This is a genomic window from Peribacillus sp. TH27, assembly GCF_016650915.1.
GTDB classification, from domain to species: Bacteria; Bacillota; Bacilli; order Bacillales; family DSM-1321; genus Peribacillus; species Peribacillus butanolivorans.
Map to the genome: position 1 here is coordinate 2,911,960 of NZ_JAEKEV010000002.1, position 15,337 is coordinate 2,927,296.

At 39.5% G+C, this 15,337-nt stretch carries 15 protein-coding genes; 6 read left to right on the forward strand and 9 right to left on the reverse strand.

Going from position 1 to position 15,337, the window contains the following annotated elements; genetic code table 11:
- Positions 1–98: 98 nt before the first annotated feature.
- The gene (locus JFU24_RS15275) at positions 99–2,132 is read right to left on the reverse strand and encodes a Na+/H+ antiporter (RefSeq protein ID WP_201250172.1); all 2,034 of its coding nucleotides are present in this window, start codon (positions 2,130–2,132) and stop codon (positions 99–101) included.
- Between the two features lie 238 nt (positions 2,133–2,370).
- A complete protein-coding gene (locus JFU24_RS15280; protein WP_201222426.1) occupies positions 2,371–3,261 on the reverse strand; it encodes a diacylglycerol/lipid kinase family protein in 891 nt (296 codons plus the stop codon).
- Positions 3,262–3,976: 715 nt separating this feature from the next.
- Here JFU24_RS15280 and yhfH (JFU24_RS15285) point away from each other — a divergent pair.
- Genes yhfH (JFU24_RS15285) through yhfH (JFU24_RS15310) form a run of 6 tightly spaced genes read left to right on the forward strand, consistent with a single transcriptional unit; the run spans position 3,977 to position 4,956 of the window.
- Positions 3,977–4,111 (forward strand): protein YhfH, encoded by a 135-nt coding sequence (gene yhfH / locus JFU24_RS15285; RefSeq protein WP_082527581.1) that lies wholly within the window; start codon positions 3,977–3,979, stop codon positions 4,109–4,111.
- Between the two features lie 46 nt (positions 4,112–4,157).
- Positions 4,158–4,295 (forward strand): protein YhfH, encoded by a 138-nt coding sequence (gene yhfH / locus JFU24_RS15290; protein ID WP_098176682.1) that lies wholly within the window; start codon positions 4,158–4,160, stop codon positions 4,293–4,295.
- A gap of 28 nt (positions 4,296–4,323) precedes the next feature.
- Positions 4,324–4,464 (forward strand): protein YhfH, encoded by a 141-nt coding sequence (gene yhfH, locus JFU24_RS15295; protein ID WP_082527583.1) that lies wholly within the window; start codon positions 4,324–4,326, stop codon positions 4,462–4,464.
- 23 nt (positions 4,465–4,487) lie between these two features.
- On the forward strand, positions 4,488–4,628 hold the full coding sequence (gene yhfH / locus JFU24_RS15300) for a protein YhfH (protein ID WP_082527583.1): 141 nt from the start codon (positions 4,488–4,490) through the stop codon (positions 4,626–4,628).
- A gap of 23 nt (positions 4,629–4,651) precedes the next feature.
- The gene (yhfH, locus tag JFU24_RS15305; protein WP_082527583.1) at positions 4,652–4,792 is read left to right on the forward strand and encodes a protein YhfH; all 141 of its coding nucleotides are present in this window, start codon (positions 4,652–4,654) and stop codon (positions 4,790–4,792) included.
- Between the two features lie 23 nt (positions 4,793–4,815).
- Positions 4,816–4,956: a protein YhfH gene (yhfH, locus tag JFU24_RS15310; RefSeq protein ID WP_201222427.1), complete on the forward strand. Its 141-nt coding sequence runs from the start codon at positions 4,816–4,818 to the stop codon at positions 4,954–4,956.
- Between the two features lie 148 nt (positions 4,957–5,104).
- Here the strand turns inward: yhfH (JFU24_RS15310) and JFU24_RS15315 are convergent, their stop codons facing one another.
- The 7 genes from JFU24_RS15315 to hflX form a co-directional block, all read right to left on the reverse strand.
- Positions 5,105–6,739, reverse strand: a complete 1,635-nt coding sequence (locus JFU24_RS15315; RefSeq protein ID WP_201250173.1) for a PucR family transcriptional regulator — start codon at positions 6,737–6,739, stop codon at positions 5,105–5,107.
- A gap of 324 nt (positions 6,740–7,063) precedes the next feature.
- The gene (locus JFU24_RS15320) at positions 7,064–7,279 is read right to left on the reverse strand and encodes a hypothetical protein (protein WP_053348238.1); all 216 of its coding nucleotides are present in this window, start codon (positions 7,277–7,279) and stop codon (positions 7,064–7,066) included.
- A 16-nt stretch (positions 7,280–7,295) separates the two neighbouring features.
- Positions 7,296–8,780 (reverse strand): NCS1 family transporter, encoded by a 1,485-nt coding sequence (locus tag JFU24_RS15325; RefSeq protein WP_201188255.1) that lies wholly within the window; start codon positions 8,778–8,780, stop codon positions 7,296–7,298.
- Between the two features lie 46 nt (positions 8,781–8,826).
- Complete coding sequence (gene hydA, locus JFU24_RS15330; protein ID WP_056525995.1) at positions 8,827–10,245, reverse strand: dihydropyrimidinase; 1,419 nt, start codon at positions 10,243–10,245, stop codon at positions 8,827–8,829.
- A gap of 27 nt (positions 10,246–10,272) precedes the next feature.
- Complete coding sequence (gene preA / locus JFU24_RS15335; RefSeq protein WP_056525941.1) at positions 10,273–11,559, reverse strand: NAD-dependent dihydropyrimidine dehydrogenase subunit PreA; 1,287 nt, start codon at positions 11,557–11,559, stop codon at positions 10,273–10,275.
- Positions 11,560–11,585: 26 nt separating this feature from the next.
- Positions 11,586–12,944, reverse strand: a complete 1,359-nt coding sequence (locus tag JFU24_RS15340) for an NAD(P)-dependent oxidoreductase (RefSeq protein WP_201188420.1) — start codon at positions 12,942–12,944, stop codon at positions 11,586–11,588.
- Between the two features lie 748 nt (positions 12,945–13,692).
- The gene (gene hflX, locus JFU24_RS15345) at positions 13,693–14,955 is read right to left on the reverse strand and encodes a GTPase HflX (RefSeq protein WP_201222429.1); all 1,263 of its coding nucleotides are present in this window, start codon (positions 14,953–14,955) and stop codon (positions 13,693–13,695) included.
- Between the last annotated feature and the right edge of the window lie 382 nt (positions 14,956–15,337).

The following is a 15,337-nucleotide window of genomic DNA, read 5'->3' on the forward strand; positions in this document are numbered from 1 at the left end:
AATATTGAATACCTTAATAATTCGATACTTCCTCCGAAAATCCCTCCACTAACTGGAAGAAGCGCTGCCGAAGATATCGGCAGCGCTTCTTCATATATTCAGTGAGTGTTTTCATTGATTGTTAGTGCTTCACGTAAATTGATTTGCTGGCGGAGTATATTGGCGACATCACGGGAAATTTGTCGTTTTTCAAACATATCCTGTACTTCGTCACGCTCTGCCTGAATCGCTTTATAGAATAGCTCTCTTTCATATTCGACCATTTTACTGGGAACACGGCCTCTATTTTCTCGTTTGCATCTTAAAATAAGCACTTTATACTCTTCAATAATCATGGAAGACGTCTCATGGTTTTCGGAAGTAATCCCGGCTTGGATCTCTTGGATGGCAGCTTTATACATCCTGATTTTAAGGTCTCTTACTTTTTCCAATCTCTTTAAATTGATTCTTCTTATTTCATTTTTATTAGGGAAAAATAATTTAAAAACTCGCAACATACTTCTTCTAAAAAGTGTTACTGTCCTGAAAAAACGGAATTTCATCCGATTTGTGACCGCGCCTTCCATACGTTGAATATATTCCTTGCATATAAATGCCGTTTCTCGGTCCACTTTCTCATCTTTAATAAGTTTATCTAGGAATCTTTGCTCTGCCTCAAGAGCTTTAAAGCGAAGAACCCTTTCTTCCTCTCTTAGTGCAGCAGGCTCTTTCTCTTGTTCTACATAGGACAGTGCGTTGATTTTCGTATGATATCTTGAAATGATCGATAAAGCCGCTTCTCGGTTTTCATCTGTCATTTGGGATTCTACAACTCGAATCGCCGCTTGATGTGTGTGAATGGTAGCCGATTTTGTTTTATCAGCCTGCTTATATACGATTTCCACTTCTTCTGATCTTGCTACAATAGGTAGAAATACACTCGCAACAATCAAGGTCAATAGTATAACTCCTGCTGCAATAAAGATGATTAACGAGCGCTCTGGGAAAGGACTTCCATCTGCCAATACGTATGGAATCGAAAATGATCCAGCTAATGTTACCGCTCCTCGTACTCCGGAAATGGTAATGATTCCGGCCGCTTTCAAGTCTGGTTTTTGGGCTCCAGCTTTTTTTGTGATCCAGCCAATCGACCAAGCTGCAATAAGCCAAATGAATCGTAAAGCAAAGAGGAACAGTGTAATAATCACAATATAAATAATCACTTGTCCATTATTGAAAGCTGGATCTTCAAATATAATTTTCGCCACGCTTGGAATTTGCAGGCCAAGTAATACAAACACAAGTCCATTTAGTACATACAAAATGACAGACCATGTACTCTTTGAAACAACCTGCAGTTCTACCGTCGGTGATAATTCCCGATCCCGTTCAATGGCATGGACAATACCCCCAGCCACGACCGCTAAAATCCCAGAAAGGTGGAAATGTTCCACAGCGAGGAAAATAATAAAAGGAGTCAGGATTTGGATTAACATGTGCATCGTAACATCTTCCATTCCTAAACGGCGAAGAAATACACGGAGCCTGATAATGATGAAGGCAATAATTGCTCCACCTACAAAACCACCAGTCGCAATCCATATGAAACTGAACGTTGCGTCCACTAAGGAGAAAACACCAGTGACTGTAGCTGCAACGGCAAATTTAAAGGCAACTAGACCTGAGGCATCATTCATGAGCCCTTCTCCTTCAAGAAGGTGCATTATGCTCTTCGGCAGCTTAACGCGGCTCGCCAAAGCGCTGACTGCCACTACATCGGTAGGTGACAAAATGGCAGCTAAAGCAAATGCAGCCGGCAGTGGAATCGAAGGAATCATCCAGTTGATTAGATACCCTCCTGCCCAAACCGTTATGAATACTAGGCCTAATGCAAGCATGAGAATAGGCGCTCTCAGCCTCCATAGGGCTGTACGGGGCACATTCTTCCCATCGTTGAATAAAAGAGGTGCGATAAATAACAGCAAAAACAGCTCTGTCTCCATCTCTACGTGGATACCAAAAGGTAAAAGCGCCAGCACAACACCCAGCGTTATTTGAATTAACGGTACAGGTATAAAGGGTATAAAATGGTTAATTACATTAGACATTCCAATTAAAATTAGAAGGGCTAATATAACAAGAAAAAACTCCATACAAACATCAAACATCCTCTCTCATCTATTTTCATAACTATAAGCGTACCATATATATACCCCTTCATTCATTCAATAACTATTATTTCCTAGAAGCACCCGGAATAATGATACCTTTTTATAAAAGCAAGGGACCCTCACGTTGCGGGATAGATAAAGTTGAATATTGAGGTGATTTGCGACATTTACCCTATCAGCTTTTTCCGATTTAGTGTACTCGACTTCTATACCTATACATTCATATTGTTCGCGGAACAAAAAGACGAAGGTGTTTGTGCAACACATTTGCCTGAATAGGTAAAAGACACCCTACATCGCCATCAATATTGATTGCAAGTTCCTCTGATGTAGATAAATGCAGCTTAGAAGTTTGAATATATTCTACTTCTTCGTGTCCCTTTACCTCGCCCTTTATTAAACTCGGAATAATCTTGATAATAAGAGGAAGGGATAAATCTTTAATAATAAATGTGTGCAACTTTCCATCATTTACTTCCGCCTCGGGTGCAAGTTGTTCGAAACCTCCGACTGAATTAGTCATCGTGGCAATTAATAAATAAGCCTCTCCCAACCACCTTCCCTGATCATGTTCAACAGTTAAAGGAAACGGAGTCTTTTTGACTAATGTTTTTGCTCCTTCTATAAAATAAGCAAGTGAGCCCAGACGAGTTTTTTGCTCAACGGTCACATTAGAGGTAGCCTCAGCAATTGCACCGACCGCCAGCACATTCATGAAATAACGATCATTGATCTTCCCGATGTCAGCATCCTTAATCTGTGCTTCTTTTAACATCTCTATGGATTTATCAGGATCCAACGGTATGCCAAGGGACCTAGCGAAGTCATTTACCGTTCCTAGTGGAATGATGCCGAAAACAGGCCGATGCTTCTGTTCGGCCAACCCATTCACTGTCTCATTTACTGTTCCATCTCCCCCCATCGAAATGACAGCATCAAATTTTTCTGCACAGGATTCCTTAGCAAACTCCATAGCATCACCTTCGACTTCGGTTTTACGAACAATCACTTGATCATAGATACACCTTAGTACCCTTTCTGCGTTCGGCAATATCTGTCCTGCCTTTTCCTTCCCTGAAGATGGATTTATGATAATCATCACTTTTGACATATGCGACCTCCCATTAATGTACTTCTACTACCAAGTTACCTCTTTACTAAAGCACTAAAACCGCACACCCCCTTTTCAGGAGCTTAATATTCATTTTTTTGAATCAAAAGTATCTGATCACGAAAAAAAAGAACGCAACACTACTGACAAGTCAGATACTTTCCTTCTTTACGATGATATTTTCCGCCGTACTTTAACAAGTTGAGAATGCAAGCCATCGTTTCATATTTCTAGTATTCACTCTGTTTTTTGCTTATCGGTGCTTAAAGGAGAAAAAGTTATATTCATTAGTCCTGCACAGGAACTTTCATATATTAACTGCTGTCTTATGAACTTACCGACATTTTAGAGCAGCTAAAAGACATATAGAAATAGAAACAGGTTAGCCATCAATTTGTTTTTCGTGTAATTTATCTGTACTTCAATCTGTTACATAAAACACTATTTTATTTCATTGAATATTGCATAACCTTTCGTTCGCTCTTAATTTTCCTCACTTCTCAACCTATATATTTCTTCAGATTTTCATTTTTTTTAATAAATGACAAAAAAATATATTAACAAAAACCCTATTCCTATAGGGTTTTTGTGCTCAATCTGAAATATTTTTTAAATTTTCTGTAAAATACCTATACATTTTCCAATTTCGGGTATATACTGTATTATAACAACAAGCAAACAACAAAAACTGTACTATATAGAGGAGGAGCGAGACATGCAAACAAATCAATCAAGTTTATTAATAAACCATTCATTTAAACATTGCCCGGAATGTGGTGAAACACTTGTTGAACAATCAGATTCCTATCTGATGGAATGCGATCGCTGCCTTTCTAAACGTGAAGAATAAATCATTTTAAGAAAAAATATAAAAACATTAAAAGGAGGAAATAATCATGCAAACGAAAAAAACCATTGAATTTTTCAACAATATCCCTGCTAAACATTGCCCTGAGTGCGGTGATCATATTGTCGAACATGCTGAGTCCTACTTAATGGAATGTGACCGCTGTCTTACCAAACGTGAAGACTAGTTTAACCAAATTAAAAGGAGGGAACCACATGCAAACTAAAAATCCGTTAGAGTTCTTTAGAACCCTGCCACCTAAACAATGTCCCGAGTGCGGTGATCAAATCACTGAACAAGCTGAATCTTACTTAATGGAATGTGACCACTGCCTTTCTAAACGCGAAGACTACTAAACCATTTAAAGGAGGAAACTATCATGCAAACTAAAAATCCGTTGGAGTTCTTTAGAACCCTGCCACCTAAACAATGTCCCGAGTGCGGTGATCAAATCACTGAACAAGCTGAATCTTACTTAATGGAATGTGACCACTGCCTTTCTAAACGCGAAGACTACTAAACCATTTAAAGGAGGAAACTATCATGCAAACTAAAAATCCGTTGGAGTTCTTTAGAACCCTGCCACCTAAACAATGTCCCGAGTGCGGTGATCAAATCACTGAACAAGCTGAATCTTACCTCATGGAATGTGACCACTGCCTTTCTAAACGCGAAGACTACTAAACAATTAAAAGGGGGAAACTATCATGCAAACTAAAAATCCGTTGGAATTCTTTAGAACCCTGCCACCTAAACAATGTCCCAAGTGTGGTGATCAAATCACTGAACAAGCTGAATCTTACCTCATGGAATGTGACCACTGCCTTTCCAAAAAAGATGAATATTAAAAAAAAGATACTGACATCAAGAAGCTGTAAAGGCCAACTTGTTGATGTCAGTACATTTCCGAGAAATCACAAATATATTAACTTGCCACTCCAACTCCCTTTCAGTGCATTATAAAAAGGATGTCCTTTGAACACCCTTGGTTTTTTTCTATTTACCCACATATTTATCCATATATTCCCCACTAGTCTTCCTACTACTGTTCTGTAAGTAATCCAAGGCAAAAATCATGAATTCGATGCCAAGGCGTTGATCTGAGCGCATAAAATTTGACCCTAATAGTTTTTCTAATTTTTCTAGCCGATGGTACAGTGTTTGCCGGACAATAAATAGTTGTTTTGAAGTTTCCTGTTTCGATCCATTACAAGCGAGATAGGTCTTCAAGGTAGGCATCAATTCACCGTTATTTTGTTTGTCATATTCGATAACAGGACCTAAATATTCATGAACGGTTTCTTCCAAATTACCATGCTTATTGATTAGAGAAATCATACGATACATATGTAAGTCCTGATAAAAAAAGCTTCTGTTCTCCTCTGGTAAGGTATCCTGAAGCAATAAAGTCTCACGAGCCGTTTCATAACTTTTATAAATCTCACTTAACTTTTGAACGTGTTTTCCAAACCCAATAGTAAGCAGGCTCATACGATTACGTCCGCTGACATCCATTTTCATAATACGATCCAAGGCACTTGTCACCCTTCCTTTCCAATCTTCGGATGAACGATTATCGCCTAGGATGAAGACAAGGTGCTGATGAATTTCCATAGAGAAAATCTGAAAACCATATTGTTCAAAAACTGTCCTAAACATTATCTTAAAATAGGTTCCATCTAATTTTGTTGAACTTTTATTATACCGTGGATGTTGTTTGCAAATGCAAACAATCCCGCCATCTAGCTGCATTTTCGGATCAATATAGGAAAGCCGCTCACGGATTGCTTCGTCGCTATACTCCCCTTCAATCCAGTTTGTTAGCCATTTGCTTTCTTCTGACATTTTCTTTTCTTCTATATATAATTCCCGTAATAGATGCTGAGCCAAAGCGGTGGCTGTCCGATCCAAGATCAGTGAATCAAAATCCGTCAACTCTCTATCGCTACTGCAAATGAGCAGTTCCGCATAATTCTCACCGAGCACTTGAATCGGTTGTCTAAGAACGGTTTTGTTCAAAGTTCTCTTTTCTTCATTTACTTCCACTAACATTTGATAGGTTATTTTTTTCTTTATTTTTGGAATACTGGCTATATCGTTTTCATTAAAGATAAGAATAACCTGTACATTTAAATAGTTATGGAGAAATTTTAGAATTGATTCATAATGGTCAATTTCGAGGAGATTTTTATTTAGCTGCTGGGAGTAGTTCTCTAAGTTGGAGATCATTTGATATTGTTTATTAATGATTAGGGAATGAATATCCTGAGTAATTTCTACGAATGGAACTTCTTGATGAAATAGGATGATAGGGAATTGGTGTTCATCTGCAAGATCTATCGCACATTGGGGAATTGCCATGGTGTGGGTACCTATCTCTATACACAGTCCTGCTGCATTACATTGAATTAGCTGATTTAAATAGGAAAGAAATGTGCTATCACAATCTTTCCACCCCAAACCGGTGGTCAGAATCAGTTCATTTCCATTTAACAAGTGGCTGATTTGGGTGACTTCCATGCAGTGGACCCATTTCACTTGACGCTTTATTCCACTGCTGCCGGCGATTATATCCGTCTGATTAAAATGCCTGCGCGTTAGAATTTCCTCGATTGTAATCGAAGTATTCATTCATCCATCCACCATCCTTCTATAAAACTGCTATAAAATCTATTATAAACGGACAGTCTATAAATCTCCAGACACTTGTCAGAAAATCTAACGTCAAAATTCAACAAAAAATTCATCACTTATGTTCAAAATGATGCTATGAACTCAAATTCTACATTGATTATCTATATCTATTGGCTATCTATCTTATCATTTCTATCAGAAAGCCAAGAATATTGATTTCTTAGGTTTAAAAGCATTCTCGAACTTTGATTCAAGACAGCTACACAAAAGTGGCCTATTCATTTAACGAATAGGCCAGAATTTCAAGTTTATACGTGAATTTTAATGCAACTTCCTGAAAAGCAATGTTGAGAAGTATTTTCTTCCTTCCGGGGTTTTGATATTCAACTGCTTCCATTCCTGCTTCGTACCTTCTATCAGTTCGAAATCGAGAAAAGCCCCACTTAAATTTTCCGAGACTCGGGTGATTCGATATCCTCTTTCAAGTAAAAAATCAATTTGTTCCCTTTCTAAGCGATACTCTTGATATTCGGACATTTCTACTCCCCCTTTTTTACACATTCTCCCCGCCAGTAGCAGTCGTAATAACCAATTCCTTTTCAATTTCTAATTCCTTTTCGATTTTCCAATCCCTCCCTATTGATATACCTAAATATTTCTCATCACTTGGGTCAATAATTTCGGCTTGTTCATATTTCTTAAACCACCAAAATTTTGCCAATACATAATAACTTGCGCTACCAAGCACGAATCCCACAATAAACGAATAGTTTGAAAAAACTGTGGCACCTATTCCACCAATCGCCCAAGAAATGATTCCCGCCCAATTCACACCATTCAAGTATTTATATTGACCTTCACTTTCATATAGTTCTGGTACATTAACACGTCGTTTACGAAGGAAATAATAATCAGCCACCAAGATGCCAACAATAGATGCTAAAACTCCACCTACAATTAACAAAACTTCTATTATTATGCCGAACAAGCTCCATGGCTGAACTACGATTCCAATAAACCCGGCGACAACAACTCCCGCCCAAAAAGGCATTTTAGGACCCATGATATTTGAGAAAATGGTAGCTGCCGGGATTACATTGGCAGTAGTATTCGTCGACCATTGAGCAAAAACTATCATGATTAAAAGGACTCCAAGAGCAATTCCACTTGCCGATCCTTGTATAGCAACGACGGGATCATAATTGGAAACAGCCATGTAAGAAACCCCTCCGATAATAACCATGAACGTCTGAGTAATGGGATAGGTAATAATATTCCCAATAACCTGCCCCTTATTGCGCCTGAACCAATTTTTTTCATTTTTAGGTGCCTTGATATAACGAGAAAGTGTCGGCATATCCGCCGCCAACGTACCCCAAAATCCCATATTAGCCATTATGACGACCATGAAAGCCGTTGCCGCTGCACCTCCAGTTACCGGACTTTCAATCCAGGTCCATACATCTCTTCCTTGGGCCACAGCTTGATCGGAAAGAGTAAAATACATCCAGCCTGAAATCAAGATGATGACTGGTGCTGCTAAGTCAGCAAATCGTTCAATCGACTTGATTCCCATTGCCGTGTTAACTAATTGTAAAACGGCAAAAATGAGGAAGCAGATAAACCAATTATCAAAGTTAAAAAGGGTTGCAAAGATTGCATTCATTGCAGTTGCACCGAAGTAGGTGTTAAGACCGAACCAGCATGAGGCAACAAACCCCCTAACAACCGATGGAATATGGGTACCGATCGTACCGAATGGCGCCCTCATATAGACTGGGAAAGAGATGCCATGCTCAACCCCGATATCTCCTGTCATTGTCATCAAAAAGCCAAGAACTACACAAGCAATGACCGTTGCCAGCACGACCCAACCAAGCGCTAAGCTTTGTACACCGTTACCGCCAATTGCAAAGGCGGCCAATACTACAGCCATTCCTACCCAAATAAATCCAAAACCGGCTGCACTTATGTTCTTCTCACTATGAGGTATAGGCAGCAAATCGGGAGACTTTAAATAATCTTTCTTCTCACTCATATAAAATCCCCCAATATTAATTTGCTTGTTTTTCCTTACAGACGTTTTAGACAGGAAGCTTTTGCTCTGAATCCGACTCCAGCGACGTGTTATATTTAGCCCGTTTCAAGAATTGCCCTTTTCCAGCCTCACCTACAAATTGCTTTTCTCTAATGACAAATTGACCGCGTGATAAAACAGAAACCGGTTCACCTGTTATTTTCATTCCCTCAAACGCATTATAATCGACAGCCATATGATGAGTATCTGCAGAAATAGTCCGCTCCACCTTTGGATCAAAGATGACAATATCCGCATCTGATCCTACAGCAATCGTTCCTTTTTTAGGGAACAATCCAAAAAGTTTGGCTGCCCGGGTTGAAGTGATGTCCACGAATTGATTCAAGGTGATACGCTCTTTCTTGACTCCTTCCGAAAACAGAATACTCATTCGGTCTTCAATTGTAGGACCACCATTGGGGATTTTCGTAAAGTCTTCACGCCCAAGATCTTTTTGACCTTTAAAATCAAAAGAGCATTGGTCGGAGCCTATCGTTTGCAACTGGCCTGTTTTTAAAGCGTTCCATAGTACTTCCTGATTTCTCTTTTCCCTTAATGGAGGAGACCATACATATTTAGATCCTTCGAAATTGGGCTTTTCAAGGTAGGTTTGGTCAAGGACCAAGTATTGCGGGCAAGTCTCACCCCAAATATCAACCCCTTTATTTCTTGCCTCTGTAATTTTTTCAACCGCATCTTCACATGTGACATGAACGACATAAAGCTGACTGTTTGCCATCTCCGTCAACTTGGCTGCTCGTCCCGTTGCTTCTCCTTCAAGTTCCGGAGGCCTTGTTAACGCATGATAAATCGGATCAGTATGACCTTCAGCAAGCGCCTGTTTTGTTAAATAATCAATCACATCGCCATTTTCAGCATGGACCATGACAAGTGCGCCAAGTTCTTTCGCTTGAAGCAGTGTACGGTAAAGTGTCGCATCATCGGCTTGAAAAACATTCTTGTAAGCCATAAACACTTTAAACGAAGAAATCCCTTCATTCTCGATGATACTTGGCAACTCAGCCAGAACCTTATCATTAATTTCACTAATCATTAAATGAAAACTATAATCTATTGCTGCTTTTTCACTTGCCTTTTCGTGCCACGTTTCTATAGATTTCTTTAATGGCGCCCCTTTTTCGGTCAAACAAAAGTCGATGACCGTAGTCGTACCTCCATATGCAGCAGCTATCGTACCTGTTTCATAATCATCCTTTGTTGTAGTCCCACCGAACGGCATATCAAGATGGGTATGTGGGTCAATACCTCCTGGAAAAATATACGCGCCTTTTGCATCAATGATTTCCGCTCCCTCTGCTGAAAGGTCTTTACCAATCATTGTAATGATTTCATTTTCAATTAAAATATCCGCTTGATACGTATCTGCAGCCGTTGCAATTGTTCCATTTTTAATAATTTTCTTCATGATCTTCTTCATATATAATCTCCTCCATTATTTTACGAAATCAACACTTTCATTACCGATGTTCCCAAGGAATGCCTGACGTTCATTCCAAGTCATTGGAGGCAAATCACTTGTCAGTTCAATCATGTCGATTGCCCCATCAACCGGGCATACAATCGAACAAAGATTACATCCGACACAATCTTCTTCACGGACTCGTAAGAATGGGCTGCCTGACGGGTCTTTTAACATATCTATACATTGATGTGAAGTATCTTCACAGGCAATATGACATTTATTGCAGTTAATGCACACATCATTATTAATGCGCGCCACTACCTTATAATTAAGATCTAAATTTCCCCAATCGGAATAACGGGGTACAGACTTACCAACAATATCCATCACAGAGGATATCCCTTTTTCATCGAGGTAATTAGACAGACCATCAATCATGTCCTCGACAATTCGAAAACCGTGATGCATGGCAGCAGTACAAATTTGCACCCCCGTTGAACCCATCAATAAAAATTCAACCGTATCCTGCCAATTAGATATTCCACCGATTCCCGATATCGGAACATTAATCAGTGGATTCCTTGCACATTCTGCAACCATATTTAAAGCAATCGGCTTCACAGCAGGACCACAATACCCGCCATGGGCACCCTTACCGCCTACATGGGGAATCGTATTCCATGAATGGATATCCACTCCTGCCAGGCTGTTAATCGTATTAATCATACTAATTGCATCCGCTCCACCGCGTATAGCGGCTTCCGCAGTAACCGTGATGTCAGTTATATTCGGAGTAAGTTTGACAATGACAGGTTTCGATGCCGCTTCCTTTGCCCAATATGTTTGCTTTTCCACAAGCTCAGGAACCTGTCCAGAAGCAGCGCCCATACCCCGCTCAGCCATACCGTGCGGGCAGCCAAAGTTCAATTCATAACCATCAACCCCCACGTCTTCTATGCGTTTGATAATTTCATGCCACTTATCTTGATGCGGTTCGACCATTACTGATGCAATGATTGCATGGTCAGGGAAACGTTTTTTCGTTTCATATATTTCTTTTAAGTTCACCTCAAGTGGTCGATCCGTAATCAATTCAATATTGTTGAAACCAGCTACTCGCTGGCCATTAAAACCCACAGCTGCAAAACGTGATGAGACATTCAGAATAGGATCTCCCAACGTCTTCCAAACGGCTCCTCCCCAGCCAGCCTCAAATGCCCGCTGCACTTGATACCCCGAATTAGTAGGTGGTGCCGACGCCAGCCAAAAAGGATTGGGAGATTTAATACCCGCAAGATCAATTGATAAATCAGCCATGTTAAGCCTCCTAATTTTCATTTTTATTAAGCAATATCTACCGCTTCGCTCATTAAAATCCGGTCAATTTCATAGGCTGTCTTCTTCCCTTGCTGGGCAGCGGAAACAACCATTGCCTCACCTTGGCCTTTTCCAAAAATAACGTCACCACAGGCAAATACTTTTTCATTCGACGTTTTATATGAGTCTCCTTCTAATGTTACGACGCCTCCATCATGCTCAATGCCAAACTGTTCAATCAGTCCTACATATCTAGATTGGCCGATAGCACGGATAACGCCATCGACAGGTATAACAAATTCTGATCCAGAAATCGGTACAGGACGACGGCGACCATCTTCTCCTGCCTCACTAAGCACCATTTTTACACACTCGATACCCGTTACCTGACCATTGCTATCTGAAATAATCCTAGAAGGGTTCGTCAGCCAGTGAAACCCGACACCTTCCTGTTTAGCAAACTCATATTCAAAATCGTAAGCTGTCATTTCCTTCTGGGTACGACGATAGATAATTCCAACTTGTTCGGCACCAAGACGTACAGAACAGGTTGCTGCATCAATCGCTGTATTCCCAGCTCCAATGACCGCCATCTTCTTCCCAACGAATTTATCAGTGATAGCCTCTGTTTTCGTTGCCTTGACGAAGTCGATTGCATCATATACTTCAGCCAGGTCTTCTCCTTCAATTCCAAGTTTTGGAACATCAGACATACCAATCGCCAAAATAACGGCATCATAGTCGGTGGTTAGCTGGGTAGCAGAAACATCAACACCAACCCTCGTATTCGTTTTAATTTCAACATCTAAACTCTTTACTTGTTCAACTTCCCAATAAGAAATGCTCTGTGGCAAACGGAAAGATACGATACCGTACGTATTTAATCCACCTGGATTTTTTTCAGCTTCGAAAATGGTTACACTGTAGCCAAGCAAGGCTAATTCCCTTGCTGCAGATAAGCCCGCAGGTCCGCTTCCGACAATGGCAACCTTTTTGCCATTCTTCTTCCCGGCCTTGAATAGAGCTTGTTTATTTTGGATGGCCCAATCTGTGGAATAACGCTGGAGATTGCCAATCATGATTGGCTTTGTAGAATGGTTTAGGACACATGCCCCCTCACATAATTCTTCTGTCGGGCATACTCGCGCACAACTGGCACCGACTGGATTGGCTGTCATGATCGTCTTGGCCGATCCTTTAAAATTCCCTGATGCTATTTTCTTAATAAAACTTGGAATATCTATCCCTGTCGGACAGGCTTGAATACATGGGGCATCATAGCAGTATAAACATCGATTCGATTCTTCCAAAGCTTCACGTGGGGTTAACCCCCTCTCCACTTCCTGAAAGTTCATCGCCAGACCATCTTTTAACGGACTCGTCATACTCATCTACTATTCTCCTTCCAAAAATTTATTTGTGAAAAATAAAAAGGGAGGAATTGCATGTATTCATCTAAAATAGCATTTCCTATCCTTACAATTAGAGAATTTATGGCAGTAACCCACTGTCGTTCTTCATCGTTCTATTTAGAAAGACAGTCACGACGATATAATTGCCAATAATCTCACATTCCGTTTATTATTTTCTTTTATTTTCTTGATGATCACGCCTTGGTCTCTGCTTCCTTTGGCCATTAAAAGCCCCCCCAATCGTTCTTAAAAACTCACAATCTGGTAATAACCAGATAAATTGAGTATTCTTTATTTTATAATGATAAAAAGCAAGTTACATTATACAAAGTGTAAAATATTGTTAACTGTTTAATGTGCACTATGTAATAACCATGTGATATTTCCTAACAACAAATGATAAACATCGTCATTTTTCTACAAACCTTACTTAATATTCATCACACTTACTGAATTTTTTTAATAAAACTAACTTATCAACACTTTGTCCACAAATTAAAAAGCCCTAGAAAATATTAAATGCAATTTTCTAGGGCTTTTTAATTTTATTCACAGGTTATCCACATAAAAATAATATGTGGATAACAAGAAATACTGAGTTATTTCAACGTTTTCCAGTAAGTATTGTATTTTTCTTAAAAAACTATACACAGGTTCAATAGTGAATTTTCAGTCATTAACAACTTGCTAACAACTTATACACATATTATCAACAAAACGATTACTTAGAGTTAATAACGTATTGATGATATTTTTCATAATCTGTTTTCTTGCACTCAAGTTTTAATTTAGATCCATTCTCATCATATTCTGTTTCCGTTATATGACCATGTTCATTGAAATAGGATACCAACTGTCCCTGGTCATACGGAATCAGCATCTCACAGCGAATATAGTCTACAAAAACATGTCCTCGGATTTGATCGATCAATTCCTGTATGCCTACTTTGTTTTTCACTGACATATAAACAGAGTCACGATTCACCTGCGGGATATCTATTTCAGTCAGATCTGCTTTATTATAAGCAAAAATAGTTGGAATTTCTTTAATGCCTATATCATTCAAAGTTTGATCTGTAATCTCTATTTGCTGCTCATAATTGGGATTGGAAAAATCAACAACATGAATCAATAAGTCAGCTTCGACCACTTCTTCTAAGGTTGAACGGAACGCTTTCACAAGATGATGCGGTAGTTTTGAAACAAAACCAACCGTGTCCGTCAGTAAAAATTCCTTATTATCCGGCAAAGGAATGTTTCGCACGGAAGTCTCAAGCGTAGCAAACAGCATATCCTTTTCCAAAACCTGCTTTTCGGTTGTTGGGTGAAACATTTCAATCAAAGCGTTCATGATCGAGGATTTCCCTGCATTCGTATAACCGACTAAAGAAACGACTGGGATGGCATTCTTTTTCCGCTGCTTCCTCTGCGTTTGACGGTGTGCAACAAGTTCTTCCAGTTCTTTATTCAAAACACTTATATTTTCCTCTATTCTCCTACGGTCAAGCTCTAACTGCTTTTCCCCAGCACCTTTGTTTGTACCAACTCCACCACTCTGACGACCTAATGACTCCCTTAATCCAACGAGACGTGGGAGCATATATTGAAGTTTTGCCAATTCTACCTGAAGCTGGGCTTCCTTTGTTTTTGCTCGGTGTGCAAAAATGTCCAGAATCAAGATTGTCCGATCAATTACCTTACAATCCATGTCCCTCTCCAGATTCCGAAGTTGTGAAGGCGACAACTGATCATTAAAGATGACGACATTCGCTTCCTTATACTCCACAAGATTTTTTACTTCCTCAATCTTTCCGGTTCCAATAAAATGTGATGAGTTCACCCGATGCAAATTCTGTGTGATCGTCCCGACAACCTCTACCTCACAGGCCTCCGTTAAATTAGCCAATTCCTCCATTGAATAATCAAAATCCTTTTGGCTATTGAGGTTTACCCCAACTAAGATTGCCCTTTGCTCTAATTCCATTCTTTCAAATCCCTTCCTGTAACTGCCATACTCAATTTAACAATCACACAGGATCATCCTATGCCTCATTAAAAGTCAGCCACATTGTAGCACACTACATAGAACATGCATAACGATTGCTTGGCTCTGCATTCAAAAATGTTCTTATTAGGATTCCTTTTACTTAAAAGAAAATTCAACATATTAAATACCAGGCCATATTCAGACCTGGTATTTTTGATATTCTATTGGTTTCTTATTTTCTTTCGACCTTATAGGATTGAATTCAATCGTTTATTAATCGTCCCGCTCTACTTTACCCTCTTTTACCTCGTCATTTTCATTAAGCAACTCGAGCCATAGTGGAAATTCAGATTCAGCTATATATCCGCCTTTTTTATAC